Here is a 21902-nt window from a genome sequence, read left to right on the forward strand (position 1 = left end):
ACCGGCAATTGAATATTTACTTTTCTCATAGACAGTCACTTTCCTGCCTGCACTGAGACCCGCAGGTGCTTTCTCCAGCTGAGGTGTTGGCGAGAGTGAACTGTCATTGCTGGAATTGTCATCGTTTTTCAGCAAAGAGGGTTTTCCGGATAATCGCTTCTGCTTTTTCCCGGATAAACGATTCGGTTTGATTGTTCTTTTTTAACCAATCCGTGAAGTCACGTTCGAATGCTTGCCATTGCGAGCCAAGCAGTTGTTGCAATGAGACTCTTTTATCTGGGTTGTTCATGAGAGAACCTATGGTGTTATCAGGTAAGTTCGCACCAGCCGTTTTCCAAGGGGCCATCAAAGAACCATATTGCTCATTTCCCGGAATTGCACAAAATTTTTCCATTGCTCTCACCATTTTCCGAAATAGAACCCCTCCTTTTTTATAGTGATCAACGATTGGGATTTTTCCTTTGGCAAGAACATCGGAGAGGCTGATATCACCGGAACTCCAATTGATTACAGAACCTTGTTGTAAAAGATCAAAGTCACTATTTACTATTCGACCAGGGGTAATAATGTTTATATTTTTTTCCTGCTGACCATCGGGATTTTGGAAAGTCATGATCACACCTTTATTATCATCACTGTTGATTTTAAATAAATTAACAGACCTATAGGGAAAAAAGTCCGGCTGCTGTTCAGAGGAAAACTCGCTTAGGTAGCCCGGATTAAGCTGCCGAGAGCTGACTAACACCACATCTCTGTCGTTGTTTCCTTCCATCAGTACCAGAGTTCTCAGCGCCTGAGCAAGAAAATATTCATCATGACCATAGACAAAATAAAATACGCTCTGGTCATTCCCATCACTGCTTTTGCTCAGTGGATTAGCGCAATACTTACGCAGTAAATCGTCCTTGAATACAGTGTCAGGGTATGTATTTTCCATCAGGTATAAACGCTGACAGCTAAAGCCCATACCAATCTCTTCTATTCCATGACGGTCTGTATAACTATATTGTCCGCTTTTGATTTCATATTCACTAAGACCCACAGTTTTGCTGGCAAATTTACCATTGCTGTTTGCCAACGGCGCTATCAAACCACTCGGGCCATGCAAGATAAAATTGGCCTCATGCAGCAATTGACAGACTTCCTCTTCCTGATGCACTGCGGTTAACTGCTGCTGTTCAGATGGCCGGAATCTTTGTTGATGGCGACCATTCAGAATGAAGGTTTTAACGTCGTCAAAGGTGGCAATGCATCTTAATCGATTCAGCTCATCAATGTCAGCGGCATGGTGTTCAAAGACAAATGAGCAAGTTGCTTCAGGAAAGAGTTTCCTGACATAACCTAACTCCCTTACCCCGGATGCAATATCACCATACCCCCTATCTAAAATGGTATCGCCCATGTACTGCCGGGTAGCAACAACAATTTTGATGGTTCTGTTCTTAAAGCTCGGGCTACCTTTTGATTCAGGCTCATTTAAAAACCTTGTCAGGTCTTTACTAAAAAGTCCTGAATTTAACTCTGTAACATCCATGTTTTTTTCTTGGCTCCTCTTTTGTAATATTTGTATCTTCCTTACCAGGGCATAATAAAAAATGTATCCAAACCTTTTCAGAAACATCACGCTTTAAACTTGGATTAATAATAAAAATAAATCCCTGACATAAATGACAGCTACAGTGACAATGCTTTAAGCGATTAAGAGGTTAACCCTTACAGACGTTGCCGAGTTCCAGACGGTCACTGCAAGACAACCATCGGCACTGAAGGTGGTTGAGTACTTATAGATCCTGTCTTTGTGAGTTTTCTCATAGACAGTCACTCCCTGCCTGCACTGAAACCCGCAGGTGCTTTCTCCAGCTGAGGTTGCTGAGTTGTTGGGAAGAGTGAACTGTCATTGCTGGAATTGTCATCGTTTTTCAGCAAAGAGGGTTTTCCGGATAATCGCTTCTGCTTTTTCCCGGATAAATGATTCGGTTTGATTGTTCTTTTTTAACCAGTCCGTGAAGTCATGTTCGAACATTTGCCATTGCGAGCCAAGCAGTCGTTGCAACGAGACTCTCCTGGCCAGGCTTTTCGTGAGAGAACTATTCCCGGCGTAATAATCTAAGCTCGCACAAGCCGTTCTCCAAGGGCCCATCAAAGAGTTATATTGCTCATTTCCCGGAATTGCACAAAATTTTTTCATTTCATCCAACATTCCCCAAATTAGATCCTCTTTTTTATAGGGCTCAACGATTGGGATTTTTCCTTTGGCAAGAACATCGGAGAGGCTGATATCACCGGAACTCCAATTGATTACAGAACCTTGTTGTAAAAGATCAAAGTCACTATTTACTATTCGACCAGGGGTAATAATGTGTATATTTTTTTCCTGCTCACCATCGGGATTTTGAAAAGTTATGATCAAATCTTTTTTATCATCACTGTTGATTTTAAATACCTTAACAGACTTATAGGGAAAAAAGTCCGGCCGCTGTTTAGAGAAATACTCGCTGACGTGGCCCGGATTAAGCTGCCGAGAGCTGACTAACACCACATCTCTGTCGTTGTTTGCTTCCATCAGCACCAGAATTCTCAGCGCCTGAGCAAGAAAATATTTAGCATGACCATAGGCAAAATAAAATACGCTCTGGTCATTCCCATCACTGCTTTTGCTCAGTGGATTAGCGCAATACTTACGCAGTAAATCGTCCTTGAATACAGTGTCAGGGTATGTATTTTCCATCAGGTATAAACGCTGACAGCTAAAGCCCATAGCAATCTCTTCTATTCCATGATGTCCTTTGTTACTATAACGTCCGCTTTTGAGTTCATATTCACTAACACCCACAGTTTTGCTGGCAAATTTACCATTGCTGTTTGCCAAGGGCGCTATCAAACCACTCGGGCCATGCAAGATAAAATTGGCCTCATGCAGCAATTGACAGACTTCCTCTTCCTGATGCTCTGCGGTTAACTGCTGCTGTTCAGGTGGCCGGGATATTTGTTGATGGCGACCATCCAGAATGAAGGTTTTAACGTCGTCAAAGGTGGCAATGCATCTTAATCGATTCAGCTCATCAATGTCAGCGGCATGGTGTTCAAAGACAAATGAGCAAGTTGCTTCAGGAAAGAGTTTCCTGACATAACCCAACTCCCTTACCCCGGATGCAATATCACCATAGCCCCTCTCTAAAATGGTATCGCTCATGTACTGCCGGGTAGCAACAACAATTTTGATGGTTCTGTTCTTAAAGCTTGGGCTACCTTTTGATTCAGGCTCATTTAAAAACCTTGTCAGGTCTTTACTAGAAAGTCCTGAATTAAGCTCTGTAACATTCATGTTTTTTCTTGGCTCCTCTTTTGTAATATTTGTATCTTCCTTACCAGGGCATAACAAAAAATGTATCCAAACCTTTTCAGAAACATCACCCTTTAAACTTGGATTAATAATAAAAATAAATCCCTGACATAAATGACAGCTACAGTGACAATGCTTTAAGCGATTAAGAGGTTAACCCCGGGTTTAAGTACCTAACCAGTTGGTTTCGCATATTCTGGACGGCGGCTTTTTCCACCCTTCTGCGTTCCAACTCTGGTTGCGTAGCTATGGCTACGCGCCCGTCGCTGCGCTTTGAAGGATGAAAAAATCCACTCACCAGAATATGCGAAACCAACTGGCCAGGTACTTACTGGCGTTGCCGAGTTCCGGATGAGATGTTGAAGATTAAGTGATTGCTGCCAGCGGCACCGTTGACGAACATTCGATCATCAAACGTCCTTCTGTAGTTCAGTGATTCTTGCCGTGTTATCACTGAAGGTCACCACATGTCGGCCATCGACGCCGAAGGCGGCTGTGCCGAGACCGAGATTACCCCTGTGGGAAATGATAGCTTTTTGAAGCCATGATCCATCGGCCCCAAGACCATAAATTTTCGCCGTTTCGTCCTTACTGGCGGTCACTACAAGACAACCATCGGCACTGAAGGTGGTTGTATAGATCCTGTCTGTGTGAGAAATGGTGGCTTTTTCTACCCATGATCCATCGGCCTCCTGACGATAGATTTTTGCCGTATTATTATCAATGCTGGTCAGCAGATGGCGACTATCGGCGCTGAAGATGGCTGAGTGGACCGGGCTCTCGTGAGGAATGATGGCTGTATTTACCCATGTTCCGGCCTGCAGGCCATAGATTTTCGTCGTTTTATCTTCACTGGCGGTCACCAACTGAGTGCCATCGGTGCTGAACTTGGCTGAATAGACCCTGCCATCATGCAGAATCTCGTCTATTTTTTCCCATGATCCATCGTCTTGCTGGCCATATATTTTTGCCTTGCCATCCCTGCTGGCAGTTACCACATAGCTGCCATCGGCGCTGAATTGGGCCGACATCACCCAACCACTATGGTTAATGGTGCCTTTTGCGTTCCATGAGTCATTGGCCTGCTTACCATAGATTGTCACAGAGTATGTAGAGTAGGCCATCAAATGACGGCCATCGATGCTGAAGCTGGCCATACCGGGAGAATTATGGTCAATAGTGGCTTTTGCTTGCCATGATCCATCGTTCTCCAGTCCATAGATTTTCAACTTACTATCCAAACCGGAGGTCACAACATGACGGCCATCTGCAGAGAAGGTGGCTGAGCAGACCGCATTTTCATGAGAAATTGTGATTTTTACTTTCCATGATCCGTCATCCTCCATACCATAGATTATCGCATTACCATTACATACGACCAACAGACGGCAGCCATTGGGACTGAAGGTGGCTGATGTGACGTGATGAGCAATAATGTTGGCTTTAACTTTCCATGATCCATCATTCTCACGGCTAGAGATTTTCAACATATTATCCAAGCCGGCGGTCACCAGGTGGCGGCTATCGTCACTTAAAGTGGCTTTGTGGATCCAGTTGGAATGGATGATTTCGGTTTTTGTCTCCAGGTTAAATTTTTCACACAGAGACATCAATTTACTATTGGTGAATAGGAACAGAGCAGGGAAATAAGCATTATCTCGTCGTTCTACAAGTGACTCGACAGTGTCATTATTCGCAAACGGCCTCAACCAATCACGGAGTTCTTGATTCGTTTTTGCTTTAAAGATGGTCTTCAGTTGATGTCTGTGTTGTGAAGGAAATCGACGATACCATGCTCTTTCCAGGGCTTTAGAGTTTTCAACAAAATCGCCAAGATATTTGCATACCCTTGCCAGACGGGCAATCTCGCGAAGGCCCAGATAGCGAATAATCACAGATTTTGGTTCGTCGGGCAAACAGAGGAATGAAGATTGATTTTGGTTGTACGCAGTAACGTCCCTGCCTGCAGTGACACCCGTTGGGACTGCTTCCAGTCGAGGTCGCTTGGGTGTTGGCGAGACTGTACCCTCATTTCTGGAATTGTTGTCCAAAGGGTTCATATCGGGTTCCTTCAAAGCCCAAAGGCAGTATTTATTTCCGCTTGGAAAGCGCGTTCGAAATTAAATCGATCCTTTAGACTCGGTTTTATAATGGAAGTTCAAAATAATTAAGAAAAAGAAGAACCCTGATTCGGGTAAAGAATGGAAAGAAAGTTTTTCATTGAGAGCCAAGTGCAAAAATTGCCATTGTGCTCTCGATATAACACTGTTTTTTAATCGATTCTTAACAAAAATGCCGCTCATTCGATCATCAAACGTCCTTCTGTAGTTCAATGATTTTTGCAGAGTTATAGCTGAAGGCCACCACATGTCGACCATCGAAGCCGAAGGCGGCTGAGCCGACAAAAGCCCTGTGGGGAATAATAGCTTTTTGTAGCCATGATCCATCGGCCCCAAGACCATAAATTTTCGACGTTTTGTCCTTACTGTCAGTCACTGCAAGACAACCATCGGTACTGAAGGTGGCTGAATAGATCATGTCTTTGTGAGAAATGGTGGTTTTTTCCACCCATGATCCATCGGTCTCCAGGCGATAGATTTTTGCCGTGTTGTTAGTAATGGTGGTCAACAGATGGCGACTATCGGCGCTGAAGATGGCTGAGTGAACCGGCCTCTCGTGTGGAATGATGGCTTTTTTTATCCATGATCCGGCCTGCAGGCCATAGATTTTCGTCGTTTTATCTTCACTGGCGGTCACCACCTGAGTGCCATCGGTGCTGAACTTGGCTGAATAGACCGAGCCATCATGCAGAATCTCGTCTATTTTTTTCCATGATCCATCGTCTTGCTGGCCATATATTTTTGCCTTGCCATCCTTGCTGGCAGTTACCACATAGCTGCCATCGGCGCTGAATTGGGCCGTCATCACCCAACCACTATGGTTAATGGTGCCTTTTGCGTTCCAGGAGTCATTGGCCTGCTTACCATAGATTGTCACAGAGTATGTACCGTAGGCCATCAAATGATGGCCATCGATGCTGAAGCTGGCCAGACCGACTTGAGAATTATGGTTTATAGTGGCTTTTGCTTGCCATGATCCATCGTTCTCCAGTCCATAGATTTTCAACTTTTTATCAAAACCGGAGGTCAACACATGACGGCCATCTGCAGAGAAGGTGGCTGAGCAGACATCATCTTCATGGAAAATTGTGACTTTTACTTTCCATGATCCATCTTCCTCCATACCATAGATGATCGCATTAACACGACTGGCGGTTAGCAGATGGCGGCCATCGGAACTGAAGGTGGCTGATGTGACGTTATGGGAAATGTTGGCTTTAACTTTCCATGATCCATCGTTCTCACGGCTAGAGATTTTCAATATATTATCCACACAGGCGGTCACCAGGTGGCGGCTATCGTCACTTAAAGTGGCTTTGTGGATCCAGTTGGAATGGATGATTTCGGTTTTTGTCTCCAGGTTAAATTTTTCACACAGAGACATCAATTTACTATTGGTGAATAGGAACAGAGCAGGGAAATAAGCATTATCTCGTCGTTCTACAAGTGACTCGACAGTGTCATTATTCGCAAACGGCCTCAACCAATCACGGAGTTCTTGATTCGTTTTTGCCTTAAAGATGGTCTTCAGTTGATATCTGTGTTGTGAAGGAAATCGACGATACCATGCTCTTTCCAGGGCTTTAGAGTTTTCAACAAAATCGCCAAGATATTTGCATACCCTTGCCAAACGGGCAATCTCGCGAAGGCCCAGATAGCGAATAATCACAGATTTTGGTTCGTCGGGCAAACAGAGGAATGAAGATTGATTTTGGTTGTACGCAGTAACGTCCCTGCCTGCAGTGACACCCGTTGGGACTGCTTCCAGTCGAGGTCGCTTGGGTGTTGGCGAGACTGTACCCTCATTTCTGGAATTGTTGTCCAAAGGGTTCATATCGGGTTCCTTCAAAGCCCAAAGGCTGTATTTATTTCCGCTTGGCAAGCGCGTTCGAAATTAAATCGATCCATTAGACTCGGTTTTATAATGGAAGTTCAAAATAATTAAGAAAAAGAAGAACCTTGATTCGGGTAAAGAATGGAAAGAAAGTTTTTCATTGAGAGTCAAGTGCAAAAATTGCCATTATGCTCTCGATATAACACTGTTTTTTTAATCGATTCTTAACAAAAATGCCGCTCATTCGATCATCAAACGTCCTTCTGTAGTTCAGTGATTCTCACCTTGTTATCTATAGTGACAGTTACCACATGTCGGCTATCGGTGCTGAAGTGAGCTGAGGTGACTTTACTGTTGTGTTGAATGGTGGCTTTTTCCAGCCACGATCCATCGAGTTGCAGGCCACTGATCTTCACCGTGTTGTCATCACTGGCGGTCACCACATGGAAGCAATCGGCGCTAAATTTGGCTGAGTTGACCACCCCCGTGTGGGTAATGCAAGCTTGTTGTTCCCATTTTCCAGCGGCCTTACGGGTATAGATTTTCGCCGTGTTATCTTTACTGGCGGTCACCAGGTGGTGGCAATTGGCACTGAAGTCGGCTGCAATGACCCAATGATCATGCGCAATTGTGGTTATTTCTTGCCATGATCCATCGTCCTGCAGGTTACAGATTTTCGCTGTGCTATCCGTACTCGCAGTTACCAGATGGCAGCTGTCGGCGCTGAAGCGGCAAGTGCTGATCACGTCCTTGTGTTGAACGGTTGCTTTTTTTACCCATGATCCATCCCCCTGACCATAGATATGTGCAGCAAATAGACTAGAGATCACCAGATGACGGCGATTGCAGCTGAGCTTGGCCGAAATGCTAAGGCTTTCATGAACAGTGCCCTCTACTATCCATGATCCATCGTCCACCCGACTACAGATTTTCACATCATTACCGAAGATCACCAGATTGCACCCATCAGCGCTGAAGGTGACTGAAAGGGTTGTTCCTTTATGGGGAATGGTGTTTTTTACTCCCCATTGACCCTCTTCGTCCAGGCCAAAGATTTTCACTGTGTTATCGTCAGCGGCGGTTGCCAGATATTGGCCATCAGGGCTGAAGTTGGTTGAATTGGGCCAGCCACTACGGTTGGAAATGGTGATTTTTTCTTTCCATGATCCATCGTCATCCTGAGCATAGATTTTCGCCGCAAATTCAGTGGCAGTCATCAGATGACGGCCACAGGGGCTGAATTTGGCTGTGACGACCTCCTTCTTATTGGAAATAGCGGCTGTTGGTTCCCACGATCCATCGGTCTTCTGGCTGCAGATTTTCACTGTTTTATCTTTACTGGCGGATACCAGGTAGCGATCATCGGGGCTCAAATTGACCATGTTGACTTCGTTACAATGGGTAATTTCGATTTTTTCCACTAACTTGAATTTTTTACATTGAGACATCAGTTTACTGTTGATGAAAAGTAACTGAGCAGGAAAATAAAGATGCTTTTGATGTTCCATCAGTGACCTGATAGTGTCCATATCCGTAAACGCCCCCAACCAATGACGGAGTTGTTGCTTATCTTTTGTCCTGACGATGGTCTTTGGTTGATAATGGTAGGGTGAAGTAAACTTGCGAATCCACGCTCTTTCCAGAGTTTTATCATTTTCAACAAGATTGCAAAAATATTTGCATACCCTTTTTAAACGGGTAATCTCGCGAAAACCCAAGTAGCGAATAATCAGGGACTGAGCTACGTAGGGCAAATTAGAGAATGAACATTCACATTTCTCATAGACAGTCACTTCCCTGCCTGCACTGACACTCGTTGGTGCTTCTTCCAGCGCAGGTTGCCCAGGTGCTGGCAAGAGTGGAACGTCATTGTTGGAATGGTTTTTCAAAGGGTTCATACCGGGTTTCTCCAAGCCTCCTTGAAAGAGCAATTAAAATTTATTTGATCCTGTTGGAGTTGGAGTCGGTTTTATAATGAAGGTTCATAACATTAAGGCCAGCGAAACTGACAAAAAACAGAGTCCTGATTCGTGACAATGATAGAAAGGTATTTTTCCGTTGAGAGCCCGGTGTAGAAATTGCCTTCTAATCCTTTAAATCAGTGGTTGCCGACAACAGGCAATCCACTGGGTTTTATTGTTAGGTGGCGTGGTTATTGGCGGGAGAGTAAGACTTGGAGCATTTCTTTGATAGTGGCAATATCAGAACCTTGCTGGTCAAGGTGCCTACTTTGCTGGTCAAGGCGCTTATCCTGCTGATCAAATCGTTCTCTGATTTCTTTGCTTTGCTGATCAAAACGCTTATCTTGCTGGTCAAAACGCTTATCTTGCTGGTCAAAACGCTTATCTTGCTGGTCAAAACGCTTATCTTGCTGGTCAAATCTCTGGTGCATCTCACTACGGGTTTGACCAAGGCCGTCAATTAAGTCCGCCAGGGTGTTACGGATATGATTAATCTCTGTCGGCTGAGGTTTGGGTTTGGGTTTCGCACTCATGGGTTACTCCTCGATAAAATGTCAAAGAGGATCAGCATAGCAGAGACTGCCACAAAGACACCTAACACTGTTTTTTAATCGGTTCTAAGCAAAAATACGCTCATTCGATCATCAATCCTTCTTGCGTAGTTCGGTGATTCTTACGCTGATATCTCTACTGACCGTCACCAGGTTTCGGCCATCGGTACTGAAGTTGGCTGAGGTGACCGCTTTCTTGTGCCTGGTGATGGCTTTTTCCAGCCATGATCCATCGGCCTGCAGACCAAGGATTTTCGCCGTGTTATCATCACTGGTGGTCACCACATGAAGGCAATCGGCGCTGAATTTGGCTGAGTTGACCACCTTCTTATGGGTAATGCAGGCTGTTTCTACCCATAATCCAGGGGCCTTCCGGGTATATATTTTCGCGGTCTTATCATCACTGGCAGTCACCACATGTAGGCTATCGGCACTGAATTCGGCTGAGCGAACATCGCAATCATGAGGAATCGTGACTATTTCTTTCCACGATCCATCGGCTTGCAGGTCAAAGATTTTTGCCGTGTCATCAAAACTGGCGGTTACCAGATGGCAGCTATCGGCGCTGAAGTTGGCAGAAATAATTGTGCTCCTGTGTTGAAGGGGGGCTTTTTTTACCCATGATCCATCGTCCCCCCGACCATAAACTTTTAGAGCGTAATCAACACAGATGATCGCCAGATGACGGTCATCGGGACTGAGCCTGGCTGAAGTGACAACACTTTCATGAATAGTGTCCTCCTCTTCCCATGATCCATCGTCTCCCTGACTACGGATCTTCACTGTGTTATCAAAGCCGACGCTCATCACATGCCGACTATCAGCGCTGAAGGTGGCGGAAAGAATCATACGATCATGGAAAATGATGGTTTTTACCTCCCATGATCCATCGTCCCCCTGACCGTAGATTTTCGCTGTGTGATCATGACTGGCGGTTAGCAGATGGCGGCCATCTGGGCTGAAGGTGGCTGATGCAAGCCAATTATCGTGGGTAAAGGTGGCTTGTGGTTCCCATGATCCATCGTCCTCCTGAACATAGATTCTCGCTGTGTTATCGTGACTGGCAGTTACCAGATAGCGGCCGTCGGGGCTGAAGTTGGCTAAAACAACCCTGTGATTATGGAAAAAGATGGCTTTTGGTTCCCATGATCCATCGGTCATCTGGCTGCATATTTTCACTGTTTTATCTTCACTGGCGGATGCCAGATGGCGATCATCGGGGCTGAAATTGACTGCTCTGACTCTTTTATCATGGGTAATTTCGATTTTTTCCACTAACTTGAATTTTTCACATTGAGACATGAGTTTACTGTTGGTGAAAAGGAGCTGAGCAGGAAAGTAAGTACTTTCTCGTTGTTTTAAAAGTGACTCGACAATGTCCTCATCCGCAAACGGCGCCAGCCAGTCACGAAGTTGCTGCTCATCTTTTTTCGCTATCATGGCCTTTAGCTGATATTGGTGTGGTGAAGGAAACCTGCGAAACCATGCTCTTGCCAGCGCTTTATCGTTTTCAACAAGATCGCGAAGATGCCTGCATACCTTTACTAAACGGGTAATCTCGCGAAAACCCAAATAGCGAATAATCATCGATTTTGTTTCGTAGGGTAAACAGAGGAATGGCGATTGATTTTGGATGTATACACTCACCTCCCTGCCTGCACTGACAGCCGTTGATGCTTCCTCAAGTTGAGGTTGTCCAGGTGTTGGCGAGTCAATACCCGAATTGCTGTTAACAGGGCCCATGTCTGGCTCCTTCAAAACTCCAAAGTGGGTATTTATCTTTGTATGAAAAAGACATTCAAAATGCATTCGACTCGGCTTTATGCTGAAAGTTCAGAATATTGAGGCCAGTGAAACCAGGAAAAACAGAGCCCTGATCCGGGAAAATTTTTCAAGGTCATGGATCAAAAGAGGAGACAACCAACCTCAGGCGGGAGTTGGGTTATGCTCATTCGATCATCGTCGCCCTTCCACAGCTCAGTGATTTTCGCACTGTAATCATTACTGACGGTCAGCACATGTCGGTCATCGGGACTGAAGTCGGCTGAGATGACTCCTTTCTGGTGTCGGATGGTGGTTTTTTCCAGCCATGATCCATCGGTCTGCAGACCAAAAACTTTCGCCGTACCATCCAAACTGGCGGTCACCACAAGACGACCATCGGCACTGAAGGTGGCTGAGAAGATTCTGTGCTTATGGGGAATGCTGGCTTCTTCCTGCCATGATCCATCGGCCTGGAGACCACTGATTTTTGCCGTATTATCGTCACTGGTGGTCACCACATGGAGGCAATCGGCACTGAAGGTGGCTGAGACGACTCTACTAGTGTGGGAGATACAGGCTTTTTCCTGCCATGATATAGAGGCTTTCTGGCTATAGATTTTTGCCTTGCCGTCCCAACTGGCGGTCACCACATGGCAGCTATCGGTGCTGAAGGTGGCTGTGATGAGCAAATCATCATGACAAATCGAGGCTGCTTTTTTCCATGATCCATCGGCCTGCAGGTCATAGATATTTGCCGTGCGACCTAAACTGTAGGCTAACAGGTGGCAGCTATCGGCGCTGAAATTGGCGATTTCTGCGATGCCTTCAAGGGTGGCTTTTTCTACCCATGATCCATCGGCCCCCTTGCCATAGATTGTAACAACGTAATTTATATCGAGGATCGCCAGAAGGCTCTCGTCGACACTGAACCTGGCCGAATGGACCAGACTGGAATGATAAACAGTCTCTTCTAATTCCCATGATCCGATGCCCCCCTGACCAAAGAATTTCACCGTGTGATCTGGACCGACAGTCAGCAAACGGCGGCCATCAGCATTGAAGGTGACTGAATTGACATTGAGAACATGAGGAATGGAGGCTTTTGCTTCCCAGGATCCATTGTCTGCCTGACCGTAGATATTGAATGTATGATGGTAACCGAAGGCTATCACGGCTAAAACATGACGGCCATCAGAGCTAAAGCTGGCCGACATGACTGCATCGTTATGGGTAATAGTGTTTTTTTCTTCCCAGATTCCACCATTCTCCTGGCCATAGATTTTCAACTTATGATCCACACTGGCGGTCATCACATGGCGGCTGTCGGCGCTGAAGGTGGCTGTGCTGATACGGTTGGAATGGTTGATTTCGGTTTTTTCCACCAGGCTGAATGTTTTACATTGAGACATCAGTTTACTGTGGGTGAAAAGGAGCTGAGCAGGAAAGTAAGTACTTTCTCGTTGTTTTAAAAGTGACTCGACAATGTCCTCATCCGCAAACGGCGCCAGCCAGTCACGAAGTTGTTGCTCATCTTTTTTCGCTATCATGGCCTTTAGTTGATATTGGTGTGGTGAAGGAAACCGGCGAAACCATGCTCTTGCCACCGCTTTATCGTTTTCAACAAGATCGCGAAGATGCCTGCATACCTTTACTAAACGGGTAATCTCGCGAAAACCCAAATAGCGAATAATCATCGATTTTGTTTCGTAGGGTAAACAGAGGAATGGCGATTGATTTTGGATGTATACACTCACCTCCCTGCCTGCACTGACAGCCGTTGATGCTTCCTCAAGTTGAGGTTGTTTAGGTGTTGGCGAGTCAATACTCGAATTGCTGTTAACAGGGCTCATGCCCGACTCCTTCAAAACTTCAAAGTTGCCATTTATCTTTGTGTGAAAAAGACATTCAAAAGGGATTCGACTCGGTTTCAGGATGAAAGTTCAAAATATTGGGGTCAGTGAAACCAGGAAAAAGCAGAGCTCTGATCCGGGAAAATTTTTCAAGGTCATGGATCAAGAGAGAAGACAACCAGCCTCAGGCAGGTGCTGGGTTGTGCTCATTCGATCATCATCGTCCTTCCGCAGCTCAGTGATTCTCGCACTGCAATCAACACCGAGGGTCATCACATATCGATCATCGGGACTGAATTTGGCTAAGGTGACTCCTCTCTCGTGTCGGATGGTGGCTTTTTCCAGCCATGACCCATCGGCCTCCTGGCCATAAATTTTCGCCGTACCATCCACACTAGTGGTTATTACATGACAACCATCTGCACTGAAGGTGGCTGAGATGACGCTGCTCTTATGGCCAATGTTGGCTTCTTCTCGCCATGATCCATTGGCCTGCAGGCCATGGATTTTTGCCGTCTTATCACTACTGGTGGTAGCCACATGGAGGCAATCGGCACTGAAGGTGGCTGAGAAGAGTTCGTCATTGTGGGTAATGCAGGCTTTTTCCTGCCATGATGAATCGGCTCTCCGGCTATAGATTTTCGCCTTGAAATACCTACTGGCACTGACCACGTGGCAGCTATCGGCGCTGAAGGTGGCTGAGATGGGTGCAAAATTATGAGAAATCGTGGCCGCTTTTTTCCATGATCCATCGGCCTGCAGGTTAAAAATATTTATCTCGAAACCTGTTCTGGTTAACAGGTGGCAGTTATCGGCGCTGATATCTTTAATTGATTTCTGGGTGCCTTGAAGGGTGGCTTTTTCCGCCCATGATCCAGCGGCCCCCTTGCCGTAGATTGTAACAACGGAATTTATATCGTGGATCGCCAGAAGACTCTCATCGACGCTGAACCTGGCCGAAATGACCGGACTGGTATGGTAAATAATGTCCTTTAATTCCCATGATCCATTGTCCCCCTGACCAAAGAATTTCACCGTATGATCTGGACCGAAAGTCATCAAACGGCGGCCATCAGCAGTGAAGGTGAATGATCTGACATTGAGAACATGGGGAATGCTGGCTGTTTCTTCCCAGGATCCATTGTCCGCCTGACTGTAGATAGTGACTGTCTTGTCATAACCGGCGGCTAAAACATGACGGCCATCAGAGCTAAAGCAGGCCGACATGACTGCACCATTATGGGCAATAGTGTTTTTTTCTTCCCAGGTTCCACCATTCTCCTGGCCATAGATTTTCAACTTATGATCCACGCTGGCGACCACCACACGGCGGCTGATGGCACTGAAGGTGGCTGTATTGATACCGTCAGCAAGGGGAATTCTGGCTTTTTCTGCCAGCTTGAATTTTTTACATTGAGACATCAGTTTACTGTTGGTGAAAAGGAGCTGAGCAGGAAAGTAAGTACTTTCTCGTTGTTTTAAAAGTGACTCGACAGTGTCCTCATCCGCAAACGGCGCCAGCCAGTCACGAAGTTGCTGCTCATCTTTTTTCGTTATCATGGCCTTTAGTTGATATTGGTGTGGTGAAGGAAACCGCCGATACCAGGCTCTTTCCAGAGCTTTATCGTGTTCAACAAGATCGCGAAGATGCCTGCATACCTTTACTAAACGGGTAATCTCGCGAAAACCCAAATAGCGAATAATCATCGATTTTGTTTCGTAGGGTAAACAGAGGAATGGCGATTGATTTTGGATGTATACACTCACCTCCCTGCCTGCACTGACAGCCGTTGATGCCTCCTCAAGTTGAGGTTGTCCAGGTGTTGGCGAGTCAATACCCGAATTGCTGTTAACAGGGCTCATGCCCGACTCCTTCAAAACTTCAAAGTTGCTATTTATCTTTGTGTGAAAAAGACATTCAAAAGGGATTCGACTCGGTTTCAGGATGAAAGTTCACAATATTGGGGTCAGTGAAACCAGGAAAAAGCAGAGCCCTGATCCGGGAAAATTTTTCAAGGTCATGGATCAAGAGAGGAGACAACTAACCTCAGGCAGGCGTCGGGTTACACGCATTCGATCATCATCGTCCTTCCACAGCTCAGTGATTCTTGCACTGTAATCATTACCGACGGTCACCACATATCGGTCATCGGGACTGAAGTCGGCTGAGAGGACTCCTTTCTTGTGTCGGATGGTAGCTTTTTCCAGCCATGCGCCATCGGTCTGCAGACCAAAAACTTTCGCCGTACCATCCTCACTGGCGGTCACCACAAGACGACCATCGGCACTGAAGGTGGCTGAGAGGACTCTGCGCTTATGGGGAATGCTGGCTTCTTTCTGCCATGATCCGTCGGCCTGGAGACGACTGATTTTTGCCGTATTATCGTTACTGGTGATCACCACATGGAGGCAATCGGCACTAAAGTTGGCTGAGGTGAGCCATCTAACGTGGGATATACAGGCTGTTTCCTGCCATGATGCAGAGGCCTTCTGGCTATAGATTTTTGCACTGCCATCCCAATTGGTGGTCACCAGATGGCAGTTATCGGCGCTGATATCGGCAATTGCGAACTGGATGCCTTGAAGGGTGGTTTTTTTCACCCATGATCCAACGGTCCCCTTGCCGTAGATTGTAACAACGGCATTTATATCGTGGATCGCCAGAAGACTCTCATCGAAGCTGAATCTGGCCGAATTGACCTGACTGGTATGGTAAATAGTATCCTCTAATTCCCATGATCCATTGTCCCCCTGACCAAAGAATTTCACCCTGTGATCTGGACCGACAGTCATCAAACGGCGGCCATCAGCGCTAAAGGTGGCTGAAGTGACCTGCTCAATATGGGGAATGATGGCTTTTTCTTTCCATGATCCATTATCCTCCTGACCATAGATTTTCGCCGTGTGATCCAGACTGGCAGTCACCACATGACGGCCATCAAGACTGAAGCTGGCTGATATGACCCAATTATTATGGGAAATGGTGCCTTGTAATTCCCATGATCCATCGGCCTCCTGGCCGAAGATTTTCGCTGTTGTATCACTGGCCGTTACCAGATGGCGGCCATCGATGCTTAAGGTAGCTGCGTTGACTTGATCAAGGTGGGTAATTTCAGTTTTTTTCACTAACTTGAATTTTTTACATTGAGACATCAGTTTACTGTTGGTGAAAAGGAGTTGAGCAGGAAAGTAAGTACTTTCTCGTTGTTTTAAAAGTGACTCGACAGTGTCCTTATTCGCAAACGGCGCCAGCCAGTCACGAAGTTGTTGCTCATCTTTTTTCGCTATCATGGCCTTGAGTTGATATTGGTGTGGTGAAGGAAACCGGCGATACCATGCTCTTGCCACCGCTTTATCGTTTTCAACAAGATCGCGAAGATGCCTGCATACCTTGGCTAAACGGGTAATCTCGCGAAAACCCAAATAGCGAATAATCATCGATTTTATTTCGTAGGGTAAACAGAGGAATGGCGATTGATTTTGGATGTATACACTCACCTCCCTGCCTGCACTGACAACCGTTGATGCCTCCTCAAGTTGAGGTTGTCCAGGTGTTGGCGAGGGTAAGTCAATACCTGAATTGCTGTTAACAGGGTCCATGCCTGACTCCTTTAAAACTCCAAAGTGGGTATTTATCCTTATATGATAAAGGACATTCAAAATGGATTCAGAAGGTTGGACTCGGTTTCAGGATGAAAGTTCACAATATTGAGATCAGTGAAACCAGGAAAAAACAGAGCCCTGATCCGGGAAAATTTTTCAAGGTCATGGGTCTCTGTAGGGGGCAATTTCGAAACGAATCTTGATACAAAGGGGAGAGTGGTTACTCACCAGCAGGTATAACTGCAAGCTTATGAACTCAAGCTGAATGATTCCCGACTTCACTCCCGTCTTCCGGCTTCACTCCCGTCATTCCCGACTTCATTCTCGTCATTCCCGCGAAGGCGGGAATCCACACTGACTCACCACCAGAACCATACTGCCCGATGCCCCCTTGGCCCTGTCATCCCCGAGAAGGCAGAGATCCACCGTTGGCGCTGGATTCCCGCCTTCGCGGGAATGACGACCTCAGAGCATGGGAACAAGCTGTTGGAGTTTTGCGACACCTTCGAAGGCGGGAATCCACACTGACTCACCACCAGAACCATACTGCCCGATGCCCCCTTGGCCCTGTCATCCCCGAGAAGGCAGAGATCCACCGTTGGCGCTGGATTCCCGCCTTCGCGGGAATGACGACCTCAGAGCATGGGAACAAGCTGTTGGAGTTTTGCGACACCTTCGAAGGCGGGAATCCACACTGACTCTCCACCAGAACCAAACTGCCCGGTGCCCCACCCTGGCTTTGTCATCCCCGAGAAGGCGGAGACCCACTGTTGGCGCGGGAATGACGACCTCCTACTGGCGAAGAAGCGCTTGAGACGTTTACGCCTGGAGTCGATTCCGGTACCGTGCCCCATAGTTCGGGCGATACTGGACAGGTTGCTGAACCCATCTGGATGAGGCCAAAAATAACCAGCGCAATAAAGTCAATACGGGATTGATGCCAGCCAGGAGAGGTTTTAAGAGGCTTTGCCAGTGAATGGGTGTGTTGCACGAAAGGTGGCTGCTTGAGGTAATGGGCCTGCAAAATACCTGCTGCCGACCACCTATTCAGCCTTTCATATCAAGCTTTGTCTCGAAATTGTCCCCTACAGAGGTCATGGATCAAAAGAGGATGCATCCAAACTGAGGCAGGGGCTAGGTTACGCTCATTCGGTCATTTTCTCTATGTCAAGCTGGTCAAACTGTCGTTTGGCAAGCAGATCCTGCTGTTGGCTCAGCCATCGGTGGTAATCAGTGTCATACAAGTTTTTCATAAAATACCTCCACTGCCCGACCACTCAAACACCGTTGAGTGGATACCAGTCTTCAGTCATTATTTGCTCATAGCTCCAGGGACATTCGTCAGGAAAGCTATTGTTGTCCAGTTTTTTAAGGACATAAATATTCATTTCTTTGATGGCACCTTTTTTACCATCAACATACGCTTGTTTAAGGGAGTCTTCGATCCTCGACGTTAAACTAGGATTCTCTTTCACCAGTTTATTAATCTTAATTCTTGATCTAACTATGGTTTCCATCCAACCTTTAAGCACTCTACCTGTCGATGTAGACTCCCTTAGTACACTGGTCTGATAATTACATTTAAGAAGATGAGTTAGCAAAGTTGACAGGCGGTTCTCTAACTCGCGAAGGTCTTGCTTAATGCTCAACTCTAAATCCTCAATCAGGTTTTCTAAATCCAACTGATTAAAGTTTTGAGTTTTCAATAGGGTTACTTGCTGACTCAGCCATTGATGATAATCAGTGTTATATAAGCTATTCATCCTTTTACCTCAACTGGATACCTGTTGAAAAAAATACCTCCATTGCCCTACCACTCTAGCAGCCTGTCGGACTTAAGTCTGCCCTACTGCGGTTGCGATAAATTGGTCTAAAAATTCCTGCCTCTTCGTCAAATAGCCCCGCTATTCTCCTCAGAAGCAGAAATTTTTATCCTCAATTTCTCGCAATCCTCGCTACGGGCGCTTAAGTCCGACAGGCTGCTAGGCAAATAACAGAAGGGAAGCAAAATGAATTACCAAAGCACAGATGCCTTTGCCGGGTGCTTTGCCCGTGGTTTTGAGCTGGTCAATTCGGCCATTGATGCCAGGGAGAACCGTCAGTATCGAAAACAAATGATGGGGATGCAGAAAGATTTATCTTTTTTGTATGAAAAGAACATTCAAAATGGATTCAACAGCTTGGACTCGGTTTCAGGATGAAAGTTCACAATATTGAGGTCAGTGAAACCAGGAAAAAACAGAGCCCTGGTTCGGGAAATTTTTTTCAAGGTCATAGATCAAAAGAGGATGCATTCAGCCTGAGACAAGAGGTGGGTTACGCACATTCGATCATCATCGGCCTTCGATAGTTCAGTGATTCTCGCACTGGAATCAAAACTGACGGTCACCACATGTCGGTCATCGGGACTGAAGTTGGCTGAGATGACTCCTATATCGTGTCGGATGATGGCTTTTTCCAGCCATGACCCATCGGTCTGCAGACCAAAAACTTTCGCCGTACCATCCATACTGGCGGTTACCACATGACAAGCATCGGCACTGAGGGTGGCTGAGTAGACGCTTTTCTTATGGCTAATGCAGGCTTTTTCTTGCCATGATCCATCGGCCTGAAGACTACTGATTTTTGCCGTGTTATCTCTACTGGTGGTCACCACATGAAGGCAATCGGCAGTGAAGGTGGCTGAGGTGATCCCGTTATTGTGGGTGATGCAGGCTTTTTCCTGCCATGATGAATCAGCCCTCTGGCTGTAGATTTTCGCCTTGAGATCCCAACCGGTGGTCACCACATGGCAGCTATCGGCGCTGAAGGTGGCTGAGATGATTATATCATCATGGGAAATCGTGGCTGCTTTTTTCCATGATCCATCGGCTTGCAGGTTAAAGATAATTGCCTCGTGATCTGAATCTATGGTTAACAGGTGGCAGCTATCGGCGCTGATATCGACAATTACGATCGGGTTTTCTTCAATGGTGGCTTTTTCCACCCATGATCCAGAGGCTTCCTTGCCGTAGATTGAAACAACGCATTCTGTATCCTGGATCGCCAAAAGACTCTCATTGGCGCTGAACCTGGCCGATTTGATCGGACTGGTATGGCAAATGGTTTCCTCTAATTCCCATGATCCATTGTCTCCCTGAGCAAAGATTTTCACCGTGTGATCTCGACCGACAGTCACCAAACGGCAGCCATCAGCAGTGAAGGTGGCTGATGTGACATTAATAACATCTGGAATGGTGGCTTTTGCTTGCCAGGATCCATTGTCCGCCTGACTGTAGATAGTGAATGCCCCTTCATAACCGGCGGCTAACACATGACGGCCATCAGAGCTAAAGCAGGCCGACCTGACTGGACCATCATGGGTAATAGTGTTTTTTTCTTCCCAGGTTCCATCATTCTCCTGGCCATAGATTTTCAACTTATGATCCCAACTGGCGGTCACCACACGGCGGCTGTCGGCACTGAAGGTGGCTGTCCTGATAGAGTCATGGGGAATTTCGGTTTTTTCTACCAGCGTGAATTTTTTACATTGAGACATCAGTTTACTGTTGGTGAAAAGGAGCTGAGCAGGAAAGTAAGTACTTTCTCGTTCTTTTAAAAGTGACTCGATAGTGTCCTCATCCGCAAACGGCGCCAGCCAGTCACGAAGTTGCTGCTCATCTTTTCTCGTTATCATGGCCTTTAGTTGATATTGATATTGTGAAGGAAACCGGCGAAACCATGCTCTTTCCAGTGCTTTATCGTTTTCAACAAGATCGCGAAGCTGCCTGCATACCTTGGCTAAACGGGTAATTTCGCGAAGACCCAAACAGCGAATAATCATTGATTTTGTTTCGCAGGGTAAACAGAGGAATGGCGATTGATTTTGGTTGTATACACTCACCTCCCTGCCTGCACTGACAACCGTTGATGCTTCCTCAAGTTGAAGTGGTCCAGGTGTTGGCGAGGGTGAGTCAATGCCCGAATTGCTGTTAACAGGGCCCATGTCTGGCTCCTTCAAAACTCCAAAGTGGGTATTTATCTTTGTATGAAAAAGACATTCAAAAGGGATTAGACTCGGTTTCAGGATGAAAGTTCACAATATTGAGGTCAGTGAAACCAGGAAAAAACAGAGCCCTGATCCGGGAAAATTTTTCAAGGTCATAGATCAAAAGAGGATGCATCCAAACTGACGGTTGTTAAACTGCAATTGTAATGAATTGACTTATAATATAAGTCATGAATATTATAAGCTGGTCTAACAAAGCCCGTAAGCAGCTTCTTAAACTGCCTAACAAAGAGGCCAAAAAAATACATGAAGGAGTGTTGGCTCTTGAGTGCTTTCCGGCGTGTCAGAACATAAAGAAACTCACGAACCATCAGTATGAATATCGTTTACGAGTGGGACGCTTCAGAGTCTTTTTCAACTTCGACGGTGCTGTTCGTATCGTCACCATAGAAGAGGTTAAACGTATAAATGAACATACCTACTGACGTTCAGATCATTACCCATTCTGGTAAACCCGCTTTTGCTGTGATTCCCTATGACCAATGGCTGCAACTCACTGGTCAGGCCACTGAAGCCTATTTCCCCCATGAAGTGGTCGGGTTCCAGCTACAGGGTTTGAGCCTGATTACTGCGTGGCGCAAGTATAAAAAACTGACCCAGACACAACTGGCTGACCGGCTCGGTATCAGCCAGTCGGCTATGGCCCAAATTGAGAACACGGAATCGCCAACCGAACGAACCCTGTCCCGTGTGGCGCAAGCTCTGGGTATCACTGTTAAGCAACTGGAAGACTGAATGTATGAAAAGGACATTCAAAATGGATTCGACAGGTTGGACTCGGTTTTGTGATGAAAGTTCACAATATTGGGGTCAGTGAAACCAGGAAAA

Annotated in this window: 18 protein-coding genes; 4 read left to right on the plus strand and 14 right to left on the minus strand. The window is 46.1% G+C overall.

Annotation, left to right across the window (positions count from 1 at the left end; all coding sequences use genetic code 11):
- Positions 1-118 precede the first annotated feature (118 nt).
- From P6910_RS01030 to P6910_RS01080, 11 genes are all read right to left on the minus strand, one after another.
- Positions 119-1624 (minus strand): hypothetical protein, encoded by a 1506-nt coding sequence (locus P6910_RS01030; protein ID WP_317144431.1) that lies wholly within the window; start codon positions 1622-1624, stop codon positions 119-121.
- A gap of 66 nt (positions 1625-1690) precedes the next feature.
- Positions 1691-1822 (minus strand): hypothetical protein, encoded by a 132-nt coding sequence (locus P6910_RS01035; RefSeq protein WP_317144432.1) that lies wholly within the window; start codon positions 1820-1822, stop codon positions 1691-1693.
- A gap of 87 nt (positions 1823-1909) precedes the next feature.
- A complete protein-coding gene (locus P6910_RS01040) occupies positions 1910-3325 on the minus strand; it encodes a hypothetical protein (RefSeq protein ID WP_317144433.1) in 1416 nt (471 codons plus the stop codon).
- Between the two features lie 428 nt (positions 3326-3753).
- The gene (locus P6910_RS01045; RefSeq protein ID WP_317144434.1) at positions 3754-5403 is read right to left on the minus strand and encodes an F-box/WD40 repeat-containing protein; all 1650 of its coding nucleotides are present in this window, start codon (positions 5401-5403) and stop codon (positions 3754-3756) included.
- 250 nt (positions 5404-5653) lie between these two features.
- Complete coding sequence (locus P6910_RS01050; protein WP_317144435.1) at positions 5654-7297, minus strand: F-box/WD40 repeat-containing protein; 1644 nt, start codon at positions 7295-7297, stop codon at positions 5654-5656.
- Positions 7298-7548: 251 nt separating this feature from the next.
- Entirely contained in the window at positions 7549-9195 is a 1647-nt protein-coding gene (locus P6910_RS01055; RefSeq protein ID WP_317144436.1) for an F-box/WD repeat-containing protein, read from the minus strand.
- 254 nt (positions 9196-9449) lie between these two features.
- Positions 9450-9791, minus strand: a complete 342-nt coding sequence (locus P6910_RS01060) for a hypothetical protein (RefSeq protein WP_317144437.1) — start codon at positions 9789-9791, stop codon at positions 9450-9452.
- A 111-nt stretch (positions 9792-9902) separates the two neighbouring features.
- Complete coding sequence (locus P6910_RS01065; RefSeq protein ID WP_317144438.1) at positions 9903-11552, minus strand: F-box/WD40 repeat-containing protein; 1650 nt, start codon at positions 11550-11552, stop codon at positions 9903-9905.
- Positions 11553-11713: 161 nt separating this feature from the next.
- The gene (locus P6910_RS01070) at positions 11714-13423 is read right to left on the minus strand and encodes an F-box/WD repeat-containing protein (protein ID WP_317144439.1); all 1710 of its coding nucleotides are present in this window, start codon (positions 13421-13423) and stop codon (positions 11714-11716) included.
- 162 nt (positions 13424-13585) lie between these two features.
- Positions 13586-15286 (minus strand): F-box/WD40 repeat-containing protein, encoded by a 1701-nt coding sequence (locus tag P6910_RS01075; protein WP_317144440.1) that lies wholly within the window; start codon positions 15284-15286, stop codon positions 13586-13588.
- A gap of 162 nt (positions 15287-15448) precedes the next feature.
- The gene (locus tag P6910_RS01080) at positions 15449-17023 is read right to left on the minus strand and encodes an F-box/WD40 repeat-containing protein (RefSeq protein WP_317144441.1); all 1575 of its coding nucleotides are present in this window, start codon (positions 17021-17023) and stop codon (positions 15449-15451) included.
- Between the two features lie 386 nt (positions 17024-17409).
- On the opposite strand from P6910_RS01080, the gene P6910_RS01085 reads away from it, so the two are divergent.
- Positions 17410-17724, plus strand: coding sequence for a hypothetical protein (locus P6910_RS01085; protein WP_317144442.1), 315 nt, complete (start codon positions 17410-17412; stop codon positions 17722-17724).
- A 447-nt stretch (positions 17725-18171) separates the two neighbouring features.
- Here P6910_RS01085 and P6910_RS01090 read toward each other — a convergent pair whose 3' ends face one another.
- Together P6910_RS01090 and P6910_RS01095 are read right to left on the minus strand one after the other, a co-directional pair.
- Positions 18172-18279, minus strand: a complete 108-nt coding sequence (locus tag P6910_RS01090; protein ID WP_317144443.1) for a DUF29 family protein — start codon at positions 18277-18279, stop codon at positions 18172-18174.
- Between the two features lie 24 nt (positions 18280-18303).
- Entirely contained in the window at positions 18304-18789 is a 486-nt protein-coding gene (locus P6910_RS01095; RefSeq protein ID WP_317144444.1) for a DUF29 domain-containing protein, read from the minus strand.
- Positions 18790-19035: 246 nt separating this feature from the next.
- Between P6910_RS01095 and P6910_RS01100 the strand changes: the two genes are divergently transcribed.
- On the plus strand, positions 19036-19227 hold the full coding sequence (locus tag P6910_RS01100; RefSeq protein ID WP_317144445.1) for a hypothetical protein: 192 nt from the start codon (positions 19036-19038) through the stop codon (positions 19225-19227).
- A gap of 77 nt (positions 19228-19304) precedes the next feature.
- On the opposite strand, the gene P6910_RS01105 is transcribed toward P6910_RS01100, so the two are convergent.
- Entirely contained in the window at positions 19305-21011 is a 1707-nt protein-coding gene (locus P6910_RS01105; protein WP_317144446.1) for an F-box/WD repeat-containing protein, read from the minus strand.
- Between the two features lie 233 nt (positions 21012-21244).
- Between P6910_RS01105 and P6910_RS01110 the strand changes: the two genes are divergently transcribed.
- Positions 21245-21499, plus strand: coding sequence for a type II toxin-antitoxin system RelE family toxin (locus P6910_RS01110; protein ID WP_317144447.1), 255 nt, complete (start codon positions 21245-21247; stop codon positions 21497-21499).
- On the plus strand, positions 21483-21809 hold the full coding sequence (locus P6910_RS01115) for a helix-turn-helix transcriptional regulator (RefSeq protein ID WP_317144448.1): 327 nt from the start codon (positions 21483-21485) through the stop codon (positions 21807-21809). Before P6910_RS01110 ends, P6910_RS01115 begins: the two co-directional genes overlap by 17 nt.
- Positions 21810-21902 lie beyond the last annotated feature (93 nt).

Origin of the sequence: Endozoicomonas sp. 8E, from assembly GCF_032883915.1 — a bacterium.
Lineage (GTDB): Bacteria > Pseudomonadota > Gammaproteobacteria > Pseudomonadales > Endozoicomonadaceae > Endozoicomonas_A.